Raw genomic sequence first — 23,568 nt, forward strand, 5'->3', positions numbered from 1 at the left:
TCGGTTCGCCAACGCGCTCTATCTCTTTGTTTTCACGCAACTCCGGACGCAAAACCGGTTCCCATTTTTGCTGGAGTTGCTCTAGGACCGGGCGACGGCGCCCGGCCCGTGAACCAGCATCCGGGCGCACGACGCGCCCGGACATGCCGGAGTATTGACCCATGACTGCCATCTCCCCGCCCCGGGGGAGCGGCCCGCTGGCCCGCCGCGAAGCCCGCCTCGCCTGGTCCATGCTGCTGCCGACCATCTCGATCGTCTCTCTGGTGGTCCTGCTGCCGCTCCTCGCCGTGTTCTGGATTTCGGTGAAGCCGGTCACGCTGTCCGATCTCCGTCCCCCGGCGCCAATCGTCCGGGAGGATCTTCGCGGACGCCCTGCCACGGCCGGAGATGAGGCGGACATCCGCTATCGTTTGCGCAACTCGAGCCAGTCCAAGGAAATACGCGACGTCGTTCTGAGCGACGTTCTGCCGGATGGCCTCGAGGTGCGTACCCTCGATCCACGTTGTGCGCTCGACGGACGCCAACTGACCTGTCGCCTGGGGACCTGGCAGGGTGGCTTCCGGGACGAACTGCGAATTCCGGTCACCGTGGGCGCATCCTACCTTGACGGCGGCGACATCGAGGCCAGCCCGCCCGTCATCGACGGCAGCGCCGAGAACGTCCTGACCAATCTCACCTTCACCACCGCCAACTTCGCCAGCATCTTCGACGGTGGCGAGTTCTGGACGGCGTTCGTCATCACGCTCGTCTACACGGTGGCCGGCACCGTCGGCGCCATGGTGCTGGGACTTTTCGCGGCCCTGCTGCTGAACAAGAGCTTCCGGGGGCAGGGCATTCTGCGAGGCCTCTACCTGTTTCCCTATGTTGCCCCGGTCATTGCCGTCGCCTTCACCTGGGTCATTCTGCTCGACCCGTTCTCGGGTTCGATCAACACGCTGATGGTGCGCATGGGCGTGACGACCGAGACGATCAACTTCTTCGGCCAGAAGCCGCTGGCGTTGATCATGGTGATCGTCTTCGAGGCCTGGCGCTATTTCCCGCTGTCCTTCCTGTTCATTCTCGCGCGTCTGCAGTCGATCGACAGCGACATGTACGAGGCGGCCGACATGGACGGCGCGTCGCCGTTCCAGAAGTTCTGGTATCTCAGCCTGCCGCAGCTGATGGGCATCCTGTCGGTGCTGTTCCTGCTGCGCTTCATCTGGACGTTCAACAAGTTCGACGACATTTTCCTGCTCACCGGTGGCAACGCCGGGACCCGGACGCTGACGGTCGACGTCTACGAGCAAGCCTTTGCCGTCTCCAACATCGGTGCGGGCGCCGCCGTGGCCGTGGTTGTGTTCCTCTGCCTGGTCGTCTTCTCGGCGTTGTTCTTTCGCTTCGTCAGCCGGGAGGAAGGACTATGAGACTGCTTCAGTCGGGATATTTTGCCGGCGCGGTCCTTGGCGCCCTGTGGTCCATCATTGCCGCGTGGACGGTAGCGATCGGGGTGAGCCTCTCGAGCGGCAGCCCCGCCGTTCCTGTCGCCGCCGGCTGTCTGGCGATTGGCATCGTCTCCGGTTTGGGAGCCGCCCATCAATTCCGCTTCGCCACCGTGATCATGCTGGCCCTTGCGTCGGCTCTCGCCGCCGTCGTCGCCGGGATCGGTCCGCTCGCTGCGGCAGAGGGTGGCGGTTCGCCGAGTGTGGTTCTGGCAAGCAGCCTCGCTCTTGCGGTCGCCATCGCCGGCCCGGTCGTCGCCTTCATGACCGGCTTGCCGGGAGGCGTTCTGACACGGCACGAACTCGAAGCGGCGATTATTCGCTTCCTCACCGGCTTCGGCTACCTGTTCTTCACGGCGATCGTGGTCATTCCCTTCTACGTGATGGTGATGACCAGCCTCAAAAGCCAGCAGGAGCTGCTGCTCAACCCCCTCGATTTCACCGTCGACCTGTCCAAGGGATGGGACCTGCTCCGAGGGTATGGCGAGCTGTTCACCCGCTACCACTTCGGCACCTACATGTGGACGTCCTTCTACGTCTCGGTGGTGACGGTGCTGGTCACGCTGCTGTTCTCTGTGCCCGGCGCCTATGCGGTCGCACGCTTGCGGTTCCGGGGTCGCAAGGCTTTCTCGCGCGGCATCCTGCTCATCTACATGGTGCCGATGATCGTGCTGGCGCTGCCGATCTACATCGCCTTCTCAGTCACCGGTCTGCGCAACTCCGTTCCGGGGCTGCTGCTGATCTACCCGGTAACCACCATTCCGGTCGCCCTCTACATGCTGCAAGGCTACTTCCGCGGCCTACCGACCGAGGTGGAAGAAGCCGGGCTGATGGACGGCCTCAACCGTCTGCAGGTGATCGCCAAGATCACCCTGCCGCTCTCGCTGCCGGCGCTGGCGTCGGTGTCGCTTTACGTCTTCATGATCGCCTGGAACGAGTTCCTGCTTGCCTTCATGCTCCTCGACGACCCCGCGATCTTCACGCTGACGCGCGCGGTCACCAGCCTCAACTCCTCCGAAGTGCCAAGGCAGTACCTGATGGCCGGCGCGGTGGTCGCCACCGTGCCGATCATGGTGCTGTTCCTCGGCCTCGAGAAATTCATGACCAAGGGCCTGACGGCCGGAAGCGTCAAGGGATGACCATGGACTACGAAGACCTCGACCGACGTGCGCGCGACATCCTGCGCGGCAACGACCGTGGCGGATACACCCTGCCCACCGACGGCCTCTATCCCTACCAGTGGAACTGGGACAGCGCGTTTGCCGCCTGGGGGTTCGCCGAGTTCGATCTGCCAAGGGCCTGGACCGAGCTCGAAACGCTGTTCTCCGGCCAGTGGCCGAACGGAATGGTGCCACACATCCTGTTTCATCGCCCCAACGCAGGCTACTTCCCTGGGCCCGACGTCTGGGGCGCCGAGGGAATGGGGCCCATCCTCTCCTCCGGCATCAGCCAGCCGCCGGTCGCGGCGACATTCTTAAGGGCGATCTTTGAGAAGGACCGCACCCTCGGCGAGCCTCATGCGAGAGCCCTCTTCCCCAAGCTGCTCGCCTGGCATCGCTGGTTCCGCGACTGGCGGACCGAGGCGGGCGCGGTGGTGGTGACGCACCCATGGGAGGCCGGCCGAGACAACGCCCCCGATTGGGATGGCGCCATGGCGGCGATCGATCCGGTCGGGGTTGGCGAGTACAGGCGCCGCGACACCAGCCATGTCGATCCGGCGATGCGACCGACCAAATACGATTACGACCGCTACATCTGGCTCGTGCAGCTCGGCCGTCGATTGCACTGGGACGAGGCGGCGATGAGGGCAGAAAACCCCTTCCGCGTCGCCGACCCTGCCATGACCTTCATATTGATGCGCGCCAACCGCGACCTTGCCGCTCTCGGCCGCGCCCTAGGCGAGGACGTCGGCGAGATCGAGACTTGGATCGGCGAGCTTGAGGCCGGCGCGGCCGAGCTGTGGAACGAGGAGATCGGTGCCTACGACAGCTTTGATACGCGTGCGCTGAAGTTTTCCGGCTGCGTCACCTGCGCCTCCTTCCTCAGCTGGTACGGCGGCCTGGATGACGAGCGCATGCTGTCGCAAATCGAACGCGTCTGGTCCGCCAAGCGTTACGCCGTGCCGAGCCTCGATCCCGCCCATCCCCAGTTCAACTCGAAGCGCTACTGGCGCGGTCCGGTTTGGGCGGTTCTGAACACGCTGATCGGGCTTGGCCTTGAAAGCTGCGGGCGGGCGGATCACGCGGCGCGCCTGCGCGAAACCACCCGCGCCCTGATCGGCGAGCATGGCTTTGCGGAGTATTTCGACCCGATCGACGGCAGTCCGGCGGGTGGCGGCACCTTCACCTGGACCGCGGCCGTCTGGCTGGCCTGGGCGTCGCCATCGGCAGGAGGTGAGTGATGGGCAGGATCGAACTTCAGCATGTCGAGAAGTGGTTTGGCGACTTGCAGGTCATCAAGGGCATCGATCTTGCCATCGAAGACGGCGAGTTTGTCGTATTTGTCGGTCCCTCGGGTTGCGGAAAGTCGACCCTGCTGCGGATGATCGGCGGCCTTGAGGAAACATCGCGCGGCAGCCTGTTGATCGACGGTCGCGATGTGACCGCCGATCCACCCGCCAAGCGCGGGCTGACCATGGTGTTCCAGTCCTATGCGCTTTATCCGCACATGACCGTGCGCGAGAACATGGGCTTCTCGCTCAAGACGGCCGGTCGTCCGAAGGCTGAAATCGAGGCCAAGGTGGCGGAAGCCGCCCGCATCCTCAAGCTGGAGTCTTACCTGGATCGTCGGCCGAAGGCGCTGTCCGGCGGCCAGAGGCAGCGCGTCGCCATTGGCCGGTCGATCGTGCGCGATCCCACGGCCTTTCTGTTCGATGAGCCTCTTTCCAACCTGGACGCGGCCTTGCGGGTGGAGATGCGCTACGAGATCACCAAGCTGCACCGCAGCCTGAAGCGCACCATGATCTACGTCACCCACGATCAGACGGAAGCGATGACGCTTGCCGACCGCATCGTGGTGCTGGAATACGGCCGCATCGCCCAGGTGGGGACGCCTCGCGAACTCTACGAGGCGCCGAACAACCTGTTCGTCGCCCAGTTCATCGGCAGCCCGAAGATGAACGTGATCCCCTGCCGTGCCGAGAGCGGCCACTACGAGCTTGCCGGCGGTCGCGGCGGAGCGTTCGCGGGCGCGCGTCCGGCAAGCCAGCTCGGCATTCGACCCGAGCACATCGTCCTGGGCGAGGCGGGCAGCGGCGTCTGCGATGGCCTTGTCGACGTGATCGAGTACCTAGGTGCGGACACCTTCGTGATCATCGACGCCGGCCCGCTCGGGCAGATGACCTGTCGCGTCACCGGGGATACGGCGGCAAGGCTTGGCGAACGTGTCGGTCTGGCCTTCGAGGGACCGGTGCATTTCTTCGATGAGGCCGGTCTGGCGGTTTCGCACGAGTAGGCCTCGGTCTTGCTCTATCCATGGTGAGCGGCGCGGCTCAAGGGCCGCCCGTGAGGCCTTGTATTAGCCGATCGTTCCGTTGTCTTTTGGGCCGGAGGTCTCTCCGCCAACGCAAGATCGCGCGGATGCAGACAGTACTTGCGAATGGTTCCGAATCATATAGGATAGGGGGGTATCCTATCATGCATACCAGAACGAACAAAAAACCCTTGCTCGCCCGTGTCAGGCGTATCGCCGGACAAATAGCCGCCATCGAGAAAGCGCTGGAGGACGAGGCGGAATGCGCCGTCGTTCTTCATCAGGTGGCCGGCGTTCGTGGCGCCGTGCTGGGCCTGATGGACGAGTTGATCGAGGGGCACCTTCACGAGCATGTCGCTCGACCGGGGATCGACGATTCCACGCGATCGGCAGCGGCCGACGAACTGATGGATGTCATTCGCCGCTATGGAAAATGAGGCAGCGGAATGCAGCAGTCCGAGGTTGGCGGTATGGTCCACGATCACGTCTTTCTTGGCAAAGACCATGACCGCAACACCCGCCGGGTCCTCTGGGTCGTTCTGCTGACGTTGGGCATGATGGTCGGCGAGATCGTCGCCGGCCTTGTGTTCAACTCGATGGCGCTGCTCGCCGATGGCTTCCATATGGCCACGCATGCCGGCGCACTGACGGTGGCGGCCGTCGCCTATCTTCTGGCTCGTCGATACGCAGGAGAGCGACGGTTCACGTTCGGCACCGGCAAGATCGGCGATCTCGCCGGCTTCGCGTCGGCCCTGGTTCTCGGCCTTGTAGCGCTCGGCATTGCCGTCGAGTCCGTTCTCCGCTTCCTCGATCCGCAGCCCGTGGCCTTTTCCGAAGCGACGGCCATTGCCATTCTGGGCCTCCTGGTCAATCTCCTGAGCGCCGTTCTGCTTGGTCCCGACCACCACCATCACCACGACACCCACGACCATGTCGAACATGGCCATGACAACAACATGCGCTCCGCCTACGTGCACGTGCTGGCGGATGCCTTGACGTCGGTGCTTGCCATCGCTGCGCTTCTCGGTGGACGTTTCTTGGGGTGGGTATGGCTGGACCCGGCCATGGGGCTCGTCGGCGCCGTCGTCATCGCCGTCTGGTCGTGGTCGCTGATGCGGTCGGCTTCATCGGTTTTGCTCGACATGGCCAACCCGCACGTCGAAGGCGAAATTCGCGAGCTGGTCGAGGAGAAGGCGGGTGTTCAGATCGTCGACCTTCATCTCTGGCGCGTCGGTCCCGCCGGCCATGCCGCCATCGTGTCGGTGGTCGGTGACGACGCGGACGACGTTCGCCGCCGCCTAAAGCCCGTGCATGAGGTGGTCCATCTGACCGTGGAGACAAGGTAGGACCCGCCCCATCTGTCCTGGGGCGCTACCCGTCTGTTATCATCATCTCTCCGGCAGCCCGGCCGCGAGGAGAGAAGGGCCATGAACTTCCTTAGGTTTCTGTTCCGGCGGCATCCCTGGCCGACGGTGGTCCTGGCAGTCGGGCTGGTCGCTTTGGTCTGGTTCGGTGGCCGCTTCGTGTCGGAAGTACTGTATTTCGCCGATCCAGCTCACCGAGAGCAGCAACTTGCCGGCTGGATGTCGCCACGTTACGTCGCAAAGTCGTGGGAGTTGCCGCCTGACGTCGTGGCGAACATCATGCAGCTCTCGCCCGGTCATCGGCATACCACCCTGGATCAGGTGGCCGCGAGCCAGAACGTCACCATCAAGGAGTTGCAGAAGCGCGTGGAGGCCGCCAAGGCAGCGTTGGAGGCCGAGCGGCGGGGCGGACGCCAGGGTGAACTTCCGGCCGGCGGGCAGACGAATGACTGACACTCTGCTGGCACTGGTGCCAACCTATGGAAGCTGGCTGGTTCTGATCGCCCTGCTTCTGTCCTGCCTTGCGTTGCCCGTGCCTTCGTCAATCCTGGTCATGACCGCGGGCGGCTTCGCCGCGTCCGGCGACCTTGTGCTCTGGCAGGTCCAGGCCATGGCCCTCGCTGGTTTCGTTATTGGCGACCAGGTTGCCTATGCGCTGGCGCGGACCGGTGGCAAGTCGCTTATCATTGGTTTCCGACGTCGGCCCGGTGTCGATCGCCTGTTTGGTCGAGCGCAGATGCTGCTCGACCGGCACGGGGTGCTGGCTGTCTTTCTCAGTCGCACCATTTTCAGTCCGCTCGGTCCCTATCTGGGCTACCTCTCCGGCTCTCTCGGCCTGCCGTGGCTTTCGTTCACGCTGGCCGCGGTCGCCGGCGCTCTCTGCTGGTGCGCGGGCTACAGCCTGCTCGGCTATGCCTTCGCGACGCAGATCGCCGACATCGCCTTGATGATCGGCAACGCCATGGGCTTCCTTCTCGGTGGCCTCCTGGTCGCCGCCACCGCCTGGTACCTGTGGCGCAGCTGGCGTGCCGAGAAGGCGAACGACTCCGATCAGCCGCCCGCCGCGTAGAGGTGGGCATAGCCACCGCCGCGCTTCAGAAGGTCGTCGTGACTGCCCTGCTCGGCAATGCCGTCGGTGTCGACCACAACGATGCGGTTGGCATTGCGGATGGTGCTGAGCCGATGGGCGATCACAAGCGACGTGCGGCCCTTGGCGAGTTCGGCCAGCGATGCCTGGATCTCGCGCTCGGTCGCGGTATCGAGCGCCGAAGTCGCCTCGTCGAGGATCAGGATCGGCGGGTCCTTCAGGAACATGCGGGCGATGGCAATGCGCTGCTTCTGGCCGCCAGACAGCTTGACGCCGCGTTCGCCGACGATGGTGTCGAGCCCCTCCGGGAGCTCGGCCAGCAGGCTGCCGAGCTGGGCGCGCTCGGCGGCGGCCGCGATTTCGCTCTCCGTGGCGTCCAGCCGGCCGTAGGCGATGTTCTCGCGAATGGTGCCGCCGAACAGAAATACGTCCTGCTGCACGATACCGATCTGTCGTCTCAGCGAGGCAACGGTCATGTCCCGGATGTCAGTGCCATCGATGGAGATGGCGCCCTCCGTTACCTCGTAGAAGCGCGGCAGCAACGAGCAGAGAGTTGTCTTGCCGACGCCCGACGGACCGACGAAGGCGATCGTCTCGCCAGCGGCGATATCGAGGTTGATGCCGGAGAACAAAGGCCGGTCGCCACCGTAGCTGAAGCTCACGTTCGAGAAGCGGACGTCGCCTCTGAAGGCCGGTGCGGCGGTGGCGCTCGGTCGATCGGCAATGTCCGGCTCGGTGCCCAGGAACTCGAGATAGCGCCGGAAGCCGGCGATGCCTTTGGGGTAGGTTTCGATCACCGCGTTGATCTTCTCGACCGGCCGGAAGAACACGCCGACCAACAGCAGGAATCCGACAAAGCCGCCAGCGGTGAGGTCGCCCGTCAAGACCAGATGGCTGCCGGCAATCAGGACGACGAGTTGAACGAGGCGCATCGACAGGAAGGACAGCGCGTTGGTGGCGGCCATCAGCCTGTAGGCGGCGAGCTTGGTGGTTCGGTAAGCGGAATTGTCGACGGCGAACAGCCGGCGCTCGTGATCTTCGTTGGCGAAGGCCTGCACCACGCGCATGCCGCCGACATTCTCCTCGATACGCACGTTGAAGCCTGCGACGCGTCCATAGAGCTGGTGCCAGTTCTCCGTCATGCGGCCGCCGTAGCGCGCGGTGATGAAGGCAACCGCCGGCACGATGGCGGCGGTGATCAGCGCGAGCTCGACATTGACCGACAGCATCAGGAGGAAGGCACCGAAGAAGGTCATGACGGCGATGAACAGGTCTTCCGGGCCGTGATGGGCGATCTCGCCGATTTCCTCGAGGTCCTTGGTCAGCCGGGCGACCAGATGACCGGATTTCTGGTTGTCGAAGTAGCGAAAGGAAAGCTTCTGCAAGTGGTCGAAGCTGCGGCGCCTCAGCTCGGTTTCGATGTTGATGCCGAGCATGTGGCCGAAATAGACGACAATGGCATTGAGGCCGGCGCTGAGAAGATAGATCACGAGCAGAGCCAGCGCGGCGACGACGATCAACGTCCAGTTCGAAGACGGCAACAACTGGTCGATGTAGATCTTGACCGCGAAGGGAAAGCCGAGCTCCAGCAAGCCGGCAACGACGGCGCAACAGAAGTCGAGCAGAAATAGCGCGCGGTAGGGGCGATAATAGGAAAAGAAGGTTTTGAGCATGGGGCGGACAATGCCCCATCCTCCCCCCGTACGAAAGGCCCGAAGACACAGCACGCCAACAGCGGTAGCGAACCGTGTCGCTGCCGCATCGGTTTTGGGGGCCGCTGGCAGGTGAGGCTTATGCGGCGTCGAGCTCGGCCATCTCCGCTGGGGTGAGCCTCAGGCCGGCGGCGGCCACATTCTCCTCGAGGTGGGCGACGCTCGATGTGCCGGGGATCGGCAGCATCACGGGGCTGCGTGCGAGCAGCCAGGCGAGCGCCACCTGTCCGGCCGTGGCGCCATGCGCCTTGGCGATGCGATCGACGAGGCCGCCCGGTTGAGCGAGTTTGCCGGACGCCAGCGGGAACCAGGGAATGAAGCCGATGCCGTTCGCCTCGCAGTGGGCGAGGACATCCTGACTGGCGCGGTCGGTGAGGTTGTAGCGGTTCTGTACCGTGGCGACGGGGAACACCTTCTGTGCCGCCTCGATCTCGGCGACCGAGACCTCGGACAGACCGGCATGCCCGATGATGCCTTCGTCGATGAGCTGGCGCACGGCGGCGAACTGCTCGTCGCGTGGTATCTTCGGGTCGATGCGGTGCAACTGCCAGAGGTCGATCCGCTCGACACCAAGCTTGGCGCAGCTCTTCTTGGCCTGGCCGATCAGATAGTCCGGTCGACCGTTCGGGGTCCATTGGTCAGGACCGCCACGGGTAAGACCGCCTTTGGTGGCGATCAGCAGACCTTTGTAGGGATGAAGCGCCTCGCGGATTAGTTCCTCGGAAACGTCCGGGCCATAGCTGTCGGCAGTATCGATGAAGTCGACGCCGATCTCCGGCAACCGCTTCAGCGTGGCGAGCGCCCCCTCGCGGTTGGCGGGCGGGCCCCAAATGCCCTTTCCGGTGACACGCATGGCACCGAAGCCGAGACGATTGACCGTGAGGTCGCCGATCTTGAACTGCCCGGACAGGCCGGCATCGATGGTGCTCATCCTCTTGTCCTTTCGCAACATGGATGGCGAGGCGGGGGAACCACAGCTCCCGCCACCTCGCCAAAGGCGGTCAGGGAACGATGTAGCCGGCGGCGGTGAACAGCCGGTACCACTCTTCGCGCGACAGCGTCACGCCGGTACCGGCGACGCACTCCTTGACGCGGTCGGTGCGCGTCGTGCCCAGCACCACCTGCATTTTCGCCGGATGGCGGGTGATCCAGGCGACAGCGATGCCGGTCGGCGTCACGCCGTGGGCAGCGGCGATCTCGTCGAGCGCGTCGTTGAGGGCGGCGCAGTTCTCGCGGTCGCCGATGAACGGTCCGTCGAAGAAGCCCCGCTGGAACGGCGACCACGCTTGCAGCGTCATGCCTTCCTTGCGCGAATAGTCGAGGAGGCCGAGGTTGCGGTCGACGGACTGCTCGAGGCCGGCCATGTTGATGGCGACGCCCTGGGCGATCAGTGGCGCGTGGGTGATCGACAGCTGTACCTGATTGACGAGAAGCGGCTGCTTCACCGCCGTCTTCAGCAGTTCGATCTGGCCCGGCGTCTGGTTGGAGACGCCGAAGTTCCGCACCTTGCCGGACGCCTGCAGCTTGTCGAAGGCCGAAGCGACCTCTTCCGGCTCGACCAGCGCATCGGGGCGATGCAGGAGCAGCACGTCGAGATAGTCGGTCTTGAGCGCCTTCAGCGATCCGTCGACGGCTTCGAGCAGGTGGGCCTCGGAAAAGTCGAAGAAGCCCTTGCGGATGCCGGCCTTGCTCTGGATGACGATCTTCTCGCGCTGGGCCGGCGTCAGGTTCATCGCCTCGCCGAACCGCTTCTCGCAGAGATGCAACTCGCCGCCATAGATGTCGGCGTGGTCGATCATGTTGATGCCCGCCTCGATGGCCGTGTTGACCAGGGTCCGGATCTCGGCATCGCTCATTTTGGCGATGCGCATCAGGCCGAGGATGACGGAGGAGACCGAAAGGTCGCTTTTGGGAATCTGGTAGGTCTGCATGGTTTGCCTTCGCCGTGGTGCCCGCATCGTCGTGCCTCTGCGGCGACCGAACGAGCGGAAGAAAGGAATGCGCGGACGATGCGCCACCATCGGCCATCCGTCCAACAGATTACGGAGATGCCATTGATCTCCTCTGGGGATGATGGCCGAGACTAAGCCTGCGGCGTTCGGTTGCGATCGCGCCGCGGTCAGTATTCCTTCTCGAAGTAGACGCCGACCTTGGACTGTTCCTGCGTGGCTTCAGCCCGAGCCTTGACGTCGTCGGTGATGTCGAGGTTCACCGACATGCCACTTCGCCCACCCTCACCGGCCGTAACGCCAAGATAGACACGTTCGGTGATGTAGCGGCCCGCCGTCACCGCCGCGTTGCCCTGGGCATCGGTGTTCACGTCGAGATCGTCGAGGCCGACGCTGGCGCGCAAGCGGTCGACAATGCCATTGCCGTCACCGCCACCGGCAAGCTGGGTTACCGCCTCGGCCAACTGGGCGATCTGCAATGCCGAAAGATCCGAGACCGAGCGCTTGAACAGGAAGCGGGCAAGGATTTCGTCCTGCGGCAGTTCCGGTGACGAAGAGAGGACGATGCTGGGATTGTCGGCGTAGCCTTCAACGGTCGCCGTCACGGAAATCGAGTCCGACGTCGTAGTCGCCGACAGGGACAGATAGGGATTGAGATCGCCCTGAAGCGTCACGGTACCTTCTGTGAGATTGATCCGTTGGCCGATCACCTGAACCCGGCCGCGGATCAGCGTGAATTTGCCCACGGGCTGCACGTTGTCGAGCGTGCCGCGTACCGTCAGATTGCCGCCAAGCTCGGCATCGATGCCGCGACCGCGCACGAACAACTGGCGTGGTGCATTGACGGCGACGTCGAGGCCGACGGAGAGGCCTCCCTCCGAACTTGTCCGGTTGCCGCCGGCCGCCTGACTGATGCGCTTCAGCGTGGCATTCACGTCGGCTGGCGTGTTCTTGTGCCGAACTTCGATCAGGGCCGCCGCACCGCCCCCCCCTTCGGGAACCGTGATCTCGGCGCGGGCGATGTCCACCTTGCCGGCGACCATGAGGCCGTTGACCACTGAACCGCCGACCGAGAGGGACGAGCTGAGATCGGCGGTGACGATCCGGCCGTCGGTGATCCGGGCCTTGGTCGCCGTGATGCGAACATCGACCGGCAATCCGCCCGACAGGCCGAGGCTGCCTTCTGCCGAAAGACGGCCACCACCCTTGACGGAGCCGGTCGCCTTTTCGATACGAACGCTGTTGCCGGAGAGCTGGAGCGCAACCTCGATGGCCTCGAGCCGCATGGTGGTCAGAGGGTCGGCAATCGAAGCGCCGCTTACGGTCACGCGCCCGGAAAGGTCGGGTGAAGCGAGGCTACCGGTCGCTTTCATGGCTGCGTTGGCCGTCCCGGTTAGCCGCGTGCCACGCGTGGCGACGAAGGATTGTGCCAGCGAGAGGGGCAGGTTGGCCCGAACGTCAACCGCGAGACCTCCGCCCGACAGTGGGATGACACCGGTTGCTTCGGCTCCAAAACCGGTCGGGCCGGTCAACTTCGCCGAGGCGAGAGTCACCCGGTTGCCATCCAGCCGGCCCGAAGCCGTGGCCGCGAGGTTCCCGAGGCCGGTCTCGGCCAACTGTGGCGCGTTGATGCCGCCCGCCTTGATCGCGAAGGACGTAGCTCGGCCGTCGCTCTTCGCCGTGCCGTCGATGTTGGCGACGCTCGCCGCCGGCGAACTGAAGCCCCTTGCCGCGAACCTCCCGTCGATCTTGGGTGCGCCCAGCAAATCGATGATGGTCGCTTCGGCGTCGGCAGAGGCGATGCGGTTGCCGGCGACGGCGAGTTCCGCCGCCTTGAGGCTGGCTTTCGCGGTTTGTCGACCGTCGCGTGGCGCAAGGGTGATCTCGGCATCGAGCCGGCCGGCAAGGTCGGTGAGAACGAGCGGCCCAAGGGCCGAAAGGTCGGGCGACCGAACGGCGAGTTGGCCGGTCATCAGCCCGGCTTCGGTGAGCGCCACATTGCCGGTGATCCGGCTGTCGGCGACCGCAAGCGTCAGATCGCGAAGGTCGTTGCCGTCCTCAGTGTGGGACAGGCCGGCGGTCAGCGACAACGGCTTGCCTTTCAGCCTGCCCGTCCCATTCAACTTTCCGTCGAAGGTCGCGCCGTCGAGTTTGCCGACGAGATCGACGCCCAGGTTCTCGAGCGCGTTGCCTGCCAGCGTCAGACGATCGGAGGAAAGCCGTGCCGTCAGATCGAGCGGGCCATCGCTGCCCCGCACCGACAGCATCAATCCAGCCGCCCCCTTGGCTTTCGGTTCGACGCGGCCAACATCCGGCAGTGTCAGCGTTGCCGTGACGTCAGTGCTCTCGAGGGCATGGTTGCCATCGGCAGTCAGCGTCAGCGCCGGGTTGGCGATCCTTACGTTCTGAAGCTTGAGCCCCGAGGTATCGCGCGCAATACGGCCGGTCAGCTTGGTGGCGCCGGACAGAAGGCTGTCCAGTTGGTCGATGCCGGCTGAAAGTGCGTCGGCCTTTCCGTCAAGCGTCAGGTCGAATGCGCCGGTCGTGGGAACGAGGATTCCGCTGGCCGCCAGTTCGACGCCGCCGTCAAGCGATCGGCCGGCCAGCGCGGAGAAGGGCGCGAGCGAGGGCGCCAGGAGCATCTGCTGCCCTTCGATGCGGCCTTCCTCCACCTTGCCTGCGAACGATGCCTCGGCGGTGGGCGTCGCCAGCCTCAGGGCATCAATGGTCAAGGGGGCGCCATCTGCCCAACGTCCCGAGCCGGAGAAGGAGAGCTCTCCGCCCACCGCCGCGCCAACGGCGGCGTCTGTAAAGCTGAGCCCGCTAGAACCGCCGCTGAGCGTGAAGTCGATGCGGCGTTTCTGGGCGTCGGCAAGATCGGTGGCGGCGCCGCGACCGTTGATTGCCAGCGAACCGGCACCGAAGCTTGGCGTCGACAGGCCCTCCGCGGCAAGCTCCAGGCTCCAGGCGCCATCATGTCCAAAGGAAAAGCGCAGCCGACCCTCGCCAAGTCGCGTCGTGGCGCCCGCGCCGCCAAGCGGCAGAGCGCCATCCTTGCCCGCGAGGCGACCGTCGATGTCGATCGCCGTCGGGAAGTGGTCGGCGGCGAGCGTTGCCGAGCCCTGCAATGACAGCACCGGTGCGGCGAGCGCGAGCTTGTCGATGGTGATCGGACCGGCATCGTCGACGCGACCAGAGAGGTCCAACGTCGAGCGGCCAGCCAGATAGAGCGCGTAGTCGGGCTGCGCCAGGGCTGCTAGATCGCCGGCCAGCGCCGAGCCGAAGCGGTAGCCGTCGCCGTCGCGGGCGATGGTGGTGCGGCCGGCAATCCGGTTGACCCCATCGGTGGCCAGGGTCAAGTCGGCGGCAAAGTCGTCAAGCGGACCGGCGCCTTTCAGCTTCAAGCCGACCGACGGCTTGCCCGGCAGGTTCAGGAGGGACGCCATGACGCCATCCGCCGGTTCGTTGGCCTCAAGGTCGAGATCAAGAGTCTTGGCCTCGGCGGCATAGGCCGCCTTGAGCGACAGTTCGCCGGGCTTGCTGTCTGTTCGGCTCACGGCAAGGTTGGCGTCGAGCGAACCGTTGGCGAGACTGGCGGACGCGGTGACCGCAAGCCGGGCTTCCTCTCCGAGCACCAGGGCGCCGAGAACGACACTGGGGGCCGCGAGGCGTCCGAGCTTTACCGACACCGGCAGATCCGGCAGGGCGAAGCCGTCGCTCGCCGCCGGGTCGACGGTCTCGGCGGGCAGTGGCTTCCGGACGACCTCGATCTTCTCCGCTTCCAGGCTGTCGACGTCGAGGGTGCCACGCAGCAGCGCCAGCCGACTCCAGACGAGGTGAACCCCTTCGATCCGGAGCCATGCTCCTTCGCGGTCAGACACCGTGATCGAGGCGAGGCGGACGTCCGACGACAGCGCCCCGTCGATGGCCCCGAGATCGATCTTGCGGTCGGGCGTCGAGATCTTCTCCTCGACGAAGCGGACGAAGGCGCTCTTTTCGGCGCTGTCATCCTCTTGCGCTCCGGCGAGCGTCAGGGCCAGCGGACCGATGGCCAGAACGGAGAGGGCGAGGAGGGCGACTCTGATCTTCATGTGCGCCTCCTCAGAAGCTCTGGCCGAGGCCGATGTAGAGGCCGAAGGTGGAGTCGCCCGGCTTGGGATCAAGCGGCAACGCCACGTCGAGTCGCACCGGTCCGAGACCGGTATAGTAGCGGACGCCGGCGCCGGCTGCGAACCGCAGTCCCTCGGAAAAATCGGGGTAGCTCGACGCGAACGCGTTGCCCGCATCGACGAAGCCGACCACGCCGAAGCTGTCTGTGACCTTGGCGCGCAACTCGACCGAGCCCTCGAGGTGAGACAAGCCGCCCGTTACCGATCCGTTTTCCTTCGGGCCAAGGCTGCGATAGGCGTAGCCTCGCACAGACGATCCGCCGCCTGCGTAATAGAGGCGCCCATTGGGCATTTCGTCGATTGGCGCACCCAGGATCGAGCCGGCGGCGAGTCGCCCGGCGATCACGAAGCGACCTTCGCGGTCGACGGGCCAATAGGAGGCGACGGAGGCGTCGGCGATGACGCCGGCATTGCTGAAGTTGGCCTCGTAGAATGGCTCGAGGCTTGCCTTGGCGTTGAAGCCATCGTGCGGATCGGTCTTGTCGTCGCGGCTGTCGTAGGTGAGGCCGAGCGGAAGGCCGGTGAACAGGAACTTGTCGGTGCCCTGGGAGTCCTCGTCGCGCGAGGCGGTAACGCCGAGGCCCACCGAGGCGGAGAGCTGCTCGGTGATGGCATGGCTCAGCCCCACCTTCGCCGTGATCGCCGTCTCGGTGTAGGTGTCGGGCGTTTCCCGCTTCGCACCAAGCTCGGCGTTGAGATCGGTGAACGGAGTAATGACGCCCGGACGGGTGAAGGTTGCCGACAGGTCGTAGTTGAAATCCTTGGGGTCGACGCCGGCGATGCCGTTCACCGCGCCGGACAGCATGAGGGACTCGGCATGACCCCAGAGGTTGCGGTGCTGCCAGTAGGCTTCGAGGCCTGCACCGTCTTCCGTGGCGTAGCTGACGCCGCCGCCGAACACCCGGAGCGGCCGCTCGGCGACATTGAGGGTGAGCGGCAACTCGCCGTTTGGCCCAAGCGCCTTGGCTTCCTCGATGCGCTGGCTGGAGAACACCTGCAGCCGCCGGAGGTTTTTCTGACCGCGTTCGATGGCGGCGGGATCGTAAGGCGTGCCGGGTTCGATGCCGGTCATCCTGGCCGTGTACTCGGGCTTCATGCGGTTGGCGCCGGTGACCGCCAGTGGCCCGAAGGTGGCGGCGGGACCTGGATCGACCGTGATCGCCACATCGAGCGTCGACGTATCGTGCTGGGCGATGGTGTCGCGTTTGACGATACTGGCGAGCGGATGGCCGCGGCGGCGCCAGGCGTCGATCAGCAGCTTCTCCGACCCGGTCACGGCGCCAGCCCGCGCCGGCTTGCCGGCGGCAAACCCGATCTCCGTCGGCGTCGACTTCTTGAAGTCGGCGTCTTCAGGACCAAGCGGGGGCGCGCCGGTGATCTCCACCTTGCCGAAGCGGAAGAGCGGTCCCGGTGTCACGCGCATCGCGACCTTCACGGGCTGCGGCAAGGTCGCATCCGGGGCAATGGAATCGGGGTCGCGACCATCGATCGTGATCTCGATGGCGCCACCATAATGCCCCGCCCTGTAGAGGGCGGCGGTGATCCGCCCATACTCGGCATTGACGCGACTGAGGAAGGCGGCCGTCGAGGGCGGTGGCGTTTCGTCGCGGCCGGACCAGAGAGCCGAGGCGGCGAGAACTGCTGTGTGCAAATCGTCGTCAGCGCCGACCGTATCGATCGCAACGGTGTAGCGCTGGGCGTCGGGCGAAATGTCCGGGTCGGGTTCCGCTTCGAAAAAGCGATGGCCGAAAAGCTCGAAGGCGATGGCTTCGCCTGACAACAGGGGAACCGAAAGCAGCGCCGCGGTCATGGCCACAAGGCGGGCGGTCGTCGGGGGTAACGTCTTCCCTTTGGCCCGCATGAAACGCCCCTTCCAACTCACACAACGGACGATGGCCGGCTTGGTTCCGGCGCCTCGTTCGAGAGGATTAGAATAAATTGGGGTTACCGAACAGGAAAGATGACAATCCCCGCAACTCTTTCTGCCCGCCGCTACGACGAAAAGCGGCCCGCGAGGGGGATCGCGGGCCGAGTTGCCTCTTGGAGTTCGGAGGAGAGGTCAGCGGATGCGTGATCCGCTTTCGTTGAATATGTAGCGACGATCCGGCGGGCAGCCGAGTGTGATGGTGTCGCCGGAGCGGACGTCCGGTCCGTCCCGGTACTCGACGATCAGTGGCTGGCCGTCGGTCAGTTGGCAGTAGAGATAGCGCGTGCCGCCGAGGTACTCGAGCACGTCGACATGCGCCTCGATGCCGCCGACAGCGCCGACGATCAGGTGCTCCGGCCTCAGGCCGAAGGTTACCTTGTCGCCCGGCGTCAATCCGGCGCCGACGATGGTCGCCTCCTCGGTCCGGCCGGCAAGCTCCACCTTGCGATCGCCCTGCCAGACGGCGTCGAGGAGGTTCATGCGGGGCGAGCCGATGAAGCCGGCAACGAAGGCATTGTCGGGGTCTTCGTAGACCGTGCGGGGCGATCCTGCCTGTTCCACCCGCCCATCGCGCAGCACGACGATCACGTCGGCGAGCGTCATCGCCTCGGTCTGGTCGTGCGTCACGTAGATCATGGTATTGCCGAGTTCGCGGTGCAGCCGGGCAATCTCGACGCGCATGGAGACACGCAACTCGGCATCGAGGTTGCTCAGCGGTTCGTCGAACAGAAACACCTCCGGCTGGCGCACGATGGCCCGACCGATGGCGACGCGTTGCCGCTGGCCGCCAGAAAGCTGGCCGGGACGGCGGTCGAGAAGCTGTTCGATCTTCAGGATGGCGGCGGCTGCCGCGACCCGCTCGTCGATCACCGCCTTGTCGGTGCGTTGCATCTTGAGCCCGAAGGCAAGGTTGTCGCGCACCGTCATGTGCGGGTAGAGCGCATAGCTCTGGAACACCATGGCGATGCCGCGCTGCGACGGATCGACGTCGGTAACGTCTCGACCCTTGATGGCGATCTCGCCGTCTGTCACCTCCTCGAGGCCGGCGATCATGCGCAAGAGGGTCGACTTGCCGCAGCCGGACGGCCCGACGAACACCACGAAAGCGCCGTCGGGGATCGAGAGGTCGACGCCGTGGATGACCTCCATCGAGCCATAGCTCTTGCGCACCTCGGTCAGTTGAACGCCTGTGTCGGCCATGGTCGTCACGCTCCGGTCTTCTTCGGGCCGCCGCGCATCCAGACGAGCATCTCGCCGGGCTCGCGGTTGTCCCAGAGGTGGTAAGGCACGAAGCGTGCCTTGGCGGGCTCCGTCGCGGGGGGCGCCTCACGGTAGAGCGAGCCGTCGAACCCCGTACTGACGTCGCGCGTCGCTTCGATATCGAGCGCAACGGCGCCGCCGAGCGCTTCCATAACGCTCTCGCTGGCGCGCGCCGGATCGCCGGTGACGGTGAAGGCGTTGAGGCCTTCGCCGTTGTCGACGCCCTCGGCGCAGTAGACCAGCGGCCCGCGCATCAGCGTGAAACGGCCGGTATCCTGGCGAACGCGCGGATCGGCCCAGAGGGCGCGCGGGATCAGCGGCAGTTCGAGGTCGATGACTTCGCTACCTGTCCACTCGTGTTCGATGCGCGCGTAGCCGTCCACCATGACCGAGTCGAGGTCGACCGCTCCTCCGTCGATCGACAGCTTGGCGCCCTTGGCCCAACCGGGTATCCGCAGGGAGAGGGCGAACCGGGTCGGCCTTTCCACCTTCAGGGACAGGCGCACCGCGCCATGCCACGGATAGCGCGTGGCTTGGCTGAGTTCGACCTTGGCGCCGGCCACTTCGGCCTTCACCGAGCTCTCGCCGTAGAGATGCACGGCGATCTCGTCCTTGGCGACGGCGTACATGTAGGAGCCGACCGAGGCGACGAGACGGGCGATGTTGGGCGGGCAGCACGGGCAACGATGCCACACCCAGCGGTGATGCTTGCCGGCGCTCTCGAGGGGGTTCTCGTAGAAAAAGGTCTTGCCGTCGAGCGACAGACCGGAGAGCGAGCCGTTGTAGAGCGCGATTTCCATGATGTCGGCAAAGCGCCGGTTGGGACCGCGGCCGAGCATCCGGTTCGCCCAGAACACGAGACCGACCGAAGCGCATGTCTCGGCATAGGCACTTTCGTTGGGCAGATCGTAGTAGTCGGTGAACCCCTCGTTGGCCGCCGCCGGCCCAATGCCGCCGGTGACGTACATCTGCTTGGTGACGAGATCGTCCCAGAGAGTCTCGAGAGCGCTGGTCAGCGTGTCGTCACTGTACTCGGTGGCGATATCGGCCATGCCCGAATAGAGATACATGGCACGTACGGCGTGCCCGACGACCTTGGTCTGCTCGCGTACCGGCTGGTGCGACTGGTTGTAATGGTAGGATCCGAAGACGAAGTTCTTGGGATCGCGACCATCGCGCTGGGCCTCGATGTCGAAATAGTGCGGCTCGGTTCCCCGCTCGTCGATGAAATACTTGGAAAGGTCCATGTACTTCTGCTCGCCGGTGACGCGGGCGAGCTTGACCAGCGCCAGCTCGATCTCTTCATGTCCGCAGTAGCCGGCGATCTGGTTCGGGCCGTGACCGAACTTGTCGATGATGTGGTCGACGTAGCGGCACATGATGTCCATCAGCTTGCGCTTGCCGGTGGCTTGATAATAAGCGACGGCGCCCTCGATCAGGTGTCCGGCGCAATAGAGTTCGTGCGTGTCGCGGAGGTTGGTCCATTCGCGGCCCGGCACGACGCGCAGGTACCAAGAGTTGAGGTAGCCATCTTCCCGTTGCAGCTTGCCGTAGAGATCGACGATGGCGTCGACGCGAGCCTCGAGCTTCGGGTTGGGCTTGCGATAGAGCGAATAGGCGACTGTCTCGATCGACTTTCCGAGATCGCTGTCCCAGAACATCTGCGTCGACACCATGGCCTTGTGCTCGGTGGCCGGCACGGTCGGGCTCATCGAGTGGTAGGGAATGACGACGCCCGGGCTCGGCTGGTCGACGTCGATCGCCTTCAGCATGCCGGCCTGGACGCAGCGATCCAGCAAGGTTTCGGCCGTCGTATCGCAAACGGCATCCTGACGGGCGCCGAACAGGCCGCCGAGCACGACGGACGGCACGGGGACGGGGCGGAACTGACGGTCTCTCTTGGTCTTGGTCATGATCTGATTTCCAATGAGGGGAAATGTCACTTCACGGCGCCGGCCATCAGGCCGCGCATGTAGTAGCGTTGCAGAAGCAGGAAGACGAACAGGCAGGGGACGCTCATCACGGTGACGCCGGCTTGGACCGCGCCCCAATCGATGGCGCCGAGCCGGCCGGCGCGCACCGCCGAGATCAGGATCGGCAGCGTGAACTTGCTGTTGTCCGACAGGAGCACGAGGGCTGCGAGGAACTCGTTCCAGGAATTGAGGAAGGCGAAGATCGCTACGGTAACGATGCCCGGCAGCACCAGCGGCAGCAGCACGCGGACGAGCAGCTTGAGATCGCGGGCGCCGTCGATGCGGGCGGCTTCCTCGATCTCCTTCGGCACGGCGTCGAAGGCGTTGCGCATCATGAACACCGAGAAGGGGAGCTGCAGCGTCACGTAGACCAGCGTCAGGCCGATCAGCGAGTTGTTGAGGCCCAGCTTGGCGAGGATGATGAACAGCGGCGTCAGGATCGACTGGAAGGGGATCATCAACGTCGCGATGATCAGCACGAACAGGGCGTTCTTGAACATGAAGCGGTAGCGCGAGAAGCCGTAGCCGGCGAGCAGGCTAACGATCACCGTCAACACGGCCGTGCCGATCGCTACCGCCGCCGAGTTCAGCGTGTGCTGCCAGACGCCGGCACCGAAACTGTCGAGGCTGCGATAGGCGTCGAGGCTGAAGCCGTTGGTCGGCCATGGTGGGATCGGCGGTAGCCGCGCTTCCGTGCCGTGACGGAACGATGAGAGGATGGTGATGACGAACGGCGCCAGGAAGAACACGGCGAGCAGGATGCCGGTTCCGTGGTAGCTGCCGGCGCCAAACAGGGCTCGCCGCGCGCGAATTTCTTTCTTGGTGGTCACGCCCGCTCCTCCCCGACACGCAGCAGCCAGAGCTGGAAGATGCTGATCAGCACCAGGATGACCAGGAGCGCGAGCGACATGGCCGCGCCGTAGCCAAGGTTGAAAGAGACGAAGGACTGATTGAAGATGTAGTAGACCACCGAGATCATCTTGTTCTGCGGTCCGCCGGCCGTCATGATGTAGAACTGGTCGAAAGCGAGGATCGAACCGGTCACCGACAGGATCAGCGACAACGCCATGGTCTTTCGCATCAGGGGCAGCGTCACATAGAAGAAGCGCTTCCAGCGGTTGGCGCCGTCGATACGCGCCGCCTCTCCGAGCTCGGTCGGAATGGCTTGCAGGCCGGTGAGCAGGATGATCATCGTGAAGCCGGCCACCTTCCAGACCACCATCAGGCAGACGATGAAGAAAGCGCTGTCGAAGCTGGCGAAGAAGTTGGTCTTGAGGTCGACGATCCCGAGCCAGGCGAGAAGCGGGTTGAGAAAACCGCTGTCGACATTGGCGAACCAAACCCAAAGCAGAGATGCCGAGGCAAGGCCCACCACCACCGGCATGAAGATCGCCGTCCGATAGACTCCGACCAACTTCCGCTGCCGCTCGACGAATATTGCGAGTGGAAAGGCGAGAGCGAAGATCGCAATGGTGATGATCACCGTATAGTAGGCGGTGAAGCCCAGCGCCGAATAGAAGCGCGTGTCGGAGAACATCCGGATGTAGTTGCCGAGCCCGATGAACCGGGGCGCGCCGAGCAACGGCCACTTGTGGAGGCTCATCCAGAAGGTGAACAGCACCGGAAGGATGAAGAAGACAATCACCAGCGCCATGGCGGGTGCGATGTAAAGAAGTCCCTTCCATTGCGATCGACGTTTGGGACGCCGCTTGACGGAAGGTGTTGGGACGTTGTCGGCAAAGGTCATTGCTGCCGCTCTTCTGGTCATTCGCCAGCAGGGTTCACAACCATGCCGTTTGGCGAATGAGTGGTATTGGGGAGTGGAAACGTCGACCCTCGGGGGACGATGTCGCTTCGAGAGGCCGGCCGGAAGGCTGTCTTCCGGCCGACAGGTCGCAAGATGCCCTTACTGGGCGTTGTCGATGATGCTCTGCATCTCTTCCTGGGCAGTGGCGAAGGCGTCGTCGACGTCGTCACCGAAGATGGCGGCGTTGGTGAACGAGGCCCACGGACCGTTGGCGCTGTTGATCAGGTCGTTGAACTGCAGCGTGTAGGGCGTCTTGGCGACGGCGATGGCGTCGACGCCCACCTGCATACGCGGATCGAGATCCTTCAGCACCTCGGCGGCGATGTCCGAACGGGTCGGCAGGCTGCCGTATTTCGCCATCACCTTCTGTCCTTCAAGCGAATAGGCGTACTCGAGGAAGTTCTTGGCGATGTCGGCGCGCGGCGAACCCTTGGTGATGACGAAGTTGTCACCGCCGGCGAAGGACGACGTCTTGCCGTCGACGCTCGGGATCAACGACACGCCGAAATGGATGTCCGGATGCTCGGTAACGAGCGTGCCAATGGCGAAGGCGCCAAGATTCTGCTGGCCGATCTTGCCATTGGTGATCGACAGGAAGTTGGTGCCGGTATCCGAGGCGGCACCCGGCGGCACCACGTCCGCCTTGACCATCTCGCGGTAATAGTCGACCGCCTTGCGCATCTGGGGCGTGTCGAGCGTCGCCGTCTTTCCGTCTTCCGACAGGATGTCCGCGCCGGCGCCCCATGTGAGCGGCATGAAGGTGAAGATCATGCAGCCACCGCAGCCGCCGCCGGAGAAGTAGAAGCCGTAGGTGTCGTCACCGAGGCCCCGGATCTTCTTGGCATTCTCGGAGATCTCTTCCCAGGTGGTCGGGGCCTTGTCCGGATCGAGCCCGGCCTTCTTGTAAAGGTCCTTGTTCCAGGCGAACACCGAGGTTTCGACCGACAGCGGCAGGCCATAGATCTTGTCCTCATAGGTGCCAAGCTTGACGTGGCTTGGCGACAGCGCGGAGAAATAGGGAAGGGCTTTGGCCCAGTCGGTCAGATCCTCGAGCTGGTCGGCGGCTGCGAAGGCCGGATTGTAGATCAGGTCGAGGGACAGGGCGTCGGGCGCCTGCCCGCCAGCGATGGCCGTGGCATACTTCTGCACCAGCTCGGAGAAGGGGACCTCCGTCATCTGGATCTTGTCGTCGTGGCTGGCGTTGTAGGCCTCGACCAGCTTGGTGAACGAGGCGCCGATACCGCTGCGAACCCACATCTGAAGCGTTTCGGCCTGCGCCGCGCCAGCGGCGAAACAGAACGTGACGAGGCTGGCCGCGGCCAGCAGCTTGTTGACTCTCATTGCTCTCTCCTCCTAAGCGGGGTCCTCTAC

The 23,568-nt window shown here is 64.6% G+C and carries 18 protein-coding genes; 8 read left to right on the forward strand and 10 right to left on the reverse strand.

Translation table 11 applies throughout. The annotated features are described in order from the left end of the window. Nucleotides 1-161 precede the first annotated feature (161 nt). The 8 genes from M4J40_RS09380 (at nt 162) to M4J40_RS09415 (ending at nt 7,382) form a co-directional block, all read left to right on the forward strand. The gene (locus tag M4J40_RS09380; RefSeq protein ID WP_251753824.1) at nt 162-1,403 is read left to right on the forward strand and encodes a carbohydrate ABC transporter permease; all 1,242 of its coding nucleotides are present in this window, start codon (nt 162-164) and stop codon (nt 1,401-1,403) included. After that, on the forward strand, nt 1,400-2,617 hold the full coding sequence (locus M4J40_RS09385) for a carbohydrate ABC transporter permease (protein ID WP_251753825.1): 1,218 nt from the start codon (nt 1,400-1,402) through the stop codon (nt 2,615-2,617). The genes M4J40_RS09380 and M4J40_RS09385 overlap by 4 nt, the downstream gene beginning before the upstream one ends. Continuing rightward, nucleotides 2,614-3,879: an MGH1-like glycoside hydrolase domain-containing protein gene (locus M4J40_RS09390; RefSeq protein WP_251753826.1), complete on the forward strand. Its 1,266-nt coding sequence runs from the start codon at nt 2,614-2,616 to the stop codon at nt 3,877-3,879. Before M4J40_RS09385 ends, M4J40_RS09390 begins: the two co-directional genes overlap by 4 nt. Further along, nucleotides 3,879-4,931: an ABC transporter ATP-binding protein gene (locus tag M4J40_RS09395; protein WP_251753827.1), complete on the forward strand. Its 1,053-nt coding sequence runs from the start codon at nt 3,879-3,881 to the stop codon at nt 4,929-4,931. Before M4J40_RS09390 ends, M4J40_RS09395 begins: the two co-directional genes overlap by 1 nt. A gap of 182 nt (nt 4,932-5,113) precedes the next feature. Continuing rightward, nucleotides 5,114-5,386 carry a metal/formaldehyde-sensitive transcriptional repressor gene (locus M4J40_RS09400; RefSeq protein ID WP_251753828.1) on the forward strand — a complete coding sequence of 91 codons (273 nt, stop codon included), beginning with the start codon at nt 5,114-5,116 and terminating at the stop codon, nt 5,384-5,386. 9 nt (nt 5,387-5,395) lie between these two features. Continuing rightward, nucleotides 5,396-6,295 carry a CDF family Co(II)/Ni(II) efflux transporter DmeF gene (dmeF, locus tag M4J40_RS09405; RefSeq protein ID WP_251753829.1) on the forward strand — a complete coding sequence of 300 codons (900 nt, stop codon included), beginning with the start codon at nt 5,396-5,398 and terminating at the stop codon, nt 6,293-6,295. 81 nt (nt 6,296-6,376) lie between these two features. Beyond that, nucleotides 6,377-6,766, forward strand: a complete 390-nt coding sequence (locus M4J40_RS09410) for a hypothetical protein (protein WP_251753830.1) — start codon at nt 6,377-6,379, stop codon at nt 6,764-6,766. Then, the gene (locus tag M4J40_RS09415; RefSeq protein WP_251753831.1) at nt 6,759-7,382 is read left to right on the forward strand and encodes a DedA family protein; all 624 of its coding nucleotides are present in this window, start codon (nt 6,759-6,761) and stop codon (nt 7,380-7,382) included. Before M4J40_RS09410 ends, M4J40_RS09415 begins: the two co-directional genes overlap by 8 nt. On the opposite strand, the gene M4J40_RS09420 is transcribed toward M4J40_RS09415, so the two are convergent. From M4J40_RS09420 to M4J40_RS09465, 10 genes are all read right to left on the reverse strand, one after another. Next, nucleotides 7,364-9,073 (reverse strand): ABC transporter ATP-binding protein, encoded by a 1,710-nt coding sequence (locus tag M4J40_RS09420; protein ID WP_251753832.1) that lies wholly within the window; start codon nt 9,071-9,073, stop codon nt 7,364-7,366. The two genes, M4J40_RS09415 and M4J40_RS09420, sit on opposite strands and share 19 nt — an antisense overlap. A gap of 118 nt (nt 9,074-9,191) precedes the next feature. Further along, entirely contained in the window at nt 9,192-10,043 is an 852-nt protein-coding gene (locus M4J40_RS09425; protein WP_251753833.1) for an aldo/keto reductase, read from the reverse strand. 70 nt (nt 10,044-10,113) lie between these two features. After that, nucleotides 10,114-11,043 (reverse strand): aldo/keto reductase family oxidoreductase, encoded by a 930-nt coding sequence (locus M4J40_RS09430; protein ID WP_251753834.1) that lies wholly within the window; start codon nt 11,041-11,043, stop codon nt 10,114-10,116. A 188-nt stretch (nt 11,044-11,231) separates the two neighbouring features. Further along, nucleotides 11,232-15,152 (reverse strand): translocation/assembly module TamB domain-containing protein, encoded by a 3,921-nt coding sequence (locus M4J40_RS09435; protein ID WP_251753835.1) that lies wholly within the window; start codon nt 15,150-15,152, stop codon nt 11,232-11,234. Nucleotides 15,153-15,162: 10 nt separating this feature from the next. Beyond that, nucleotides 15,163-17,091: an autotransporter assembly complex family protein gene (locus M4J40_RS09440; protein WP_251753836.1), complete on the reverse strand. Its 1,929-nt coding sequence runs from the start codon at nt 17,089-17,091 to the stop codon at nt 15,163-15,165. A 198-nt stretch (nt 17,092-17,289) separates the two neighbouring features. Continuing rightward, entirely contained in the window at nt 17,290-18,357 is a 1,068-nt protein-coding gene (locus M4J40_RS09445) for an ABC transporter ATP-binding protein (RefSeq protein WP_251754255.1), read from the reverse strand. Nucleotides 18,358-18,362: 5 nt separating this feature from the next. Further along, nucleotides 18,363-20,330: a glycoside hydrolase family 127 protein gene (locus M4J40_RS09450; protein WP_251753837.1), complete on the reverse strand. Its 1,968-nt coding sequence runs from the start codon at nt 20,328-20,330 to the stop codon at nt 18,363-18,365. Between the two features lie 26 nt (nt 20,331-20,356). Next, nucleotides 20,357-21,220 (reverse strand): ABC transporter permease subunit, encoded by an 864-nt coding sequence (locus M4J40_RS09455; RefSeq protein ID WP_251753838.1) that lies wholly within the window; start codon nt 21,218-21,220, stop codon nt 20,357-20,359. Further along, nucleotides 21,217-22,137: a carbohydrate ABC transporter permease gene (locus tag M4J40_RS09460; protein ID WP_251753839.1), complete on the reverse strand. Its 921-nt coding sequence runs from the start codon at nt 22,135-22,137 to the stop codon at nt 21,217-21,219. Before M4J40_RS09460 ends, M4J40_RS09455 begins: the two co-directional genes overlap by 4 nt. Nucleotides 22,138-22,296: 159 nt before the next feature. Beyond that, on the reverse strand, nt 22,297-23,538 hold the full coding sequence (locus tag M4J40_RS09465; RefSeq protein WP_251753840.1) for a sugar ABC transporter substrate-binding protein: 1,242 nt from the start codon (nt 23,536-23,538) through the stop codon (nt 22,297-22,299). Nucleotides 23,539-23,568: the final 30 nt, after the last annotated feature.

The sequence above is a fragment of the Pleomorphomonas sp. JP5 genome (assembly GCF_023721815.1).
GTDB lineage: Bacteria > Pseudomonadota > Alphaproteobacteria > Rhizobiales > Pleomorphomonadaceae > Pleomorphomonas.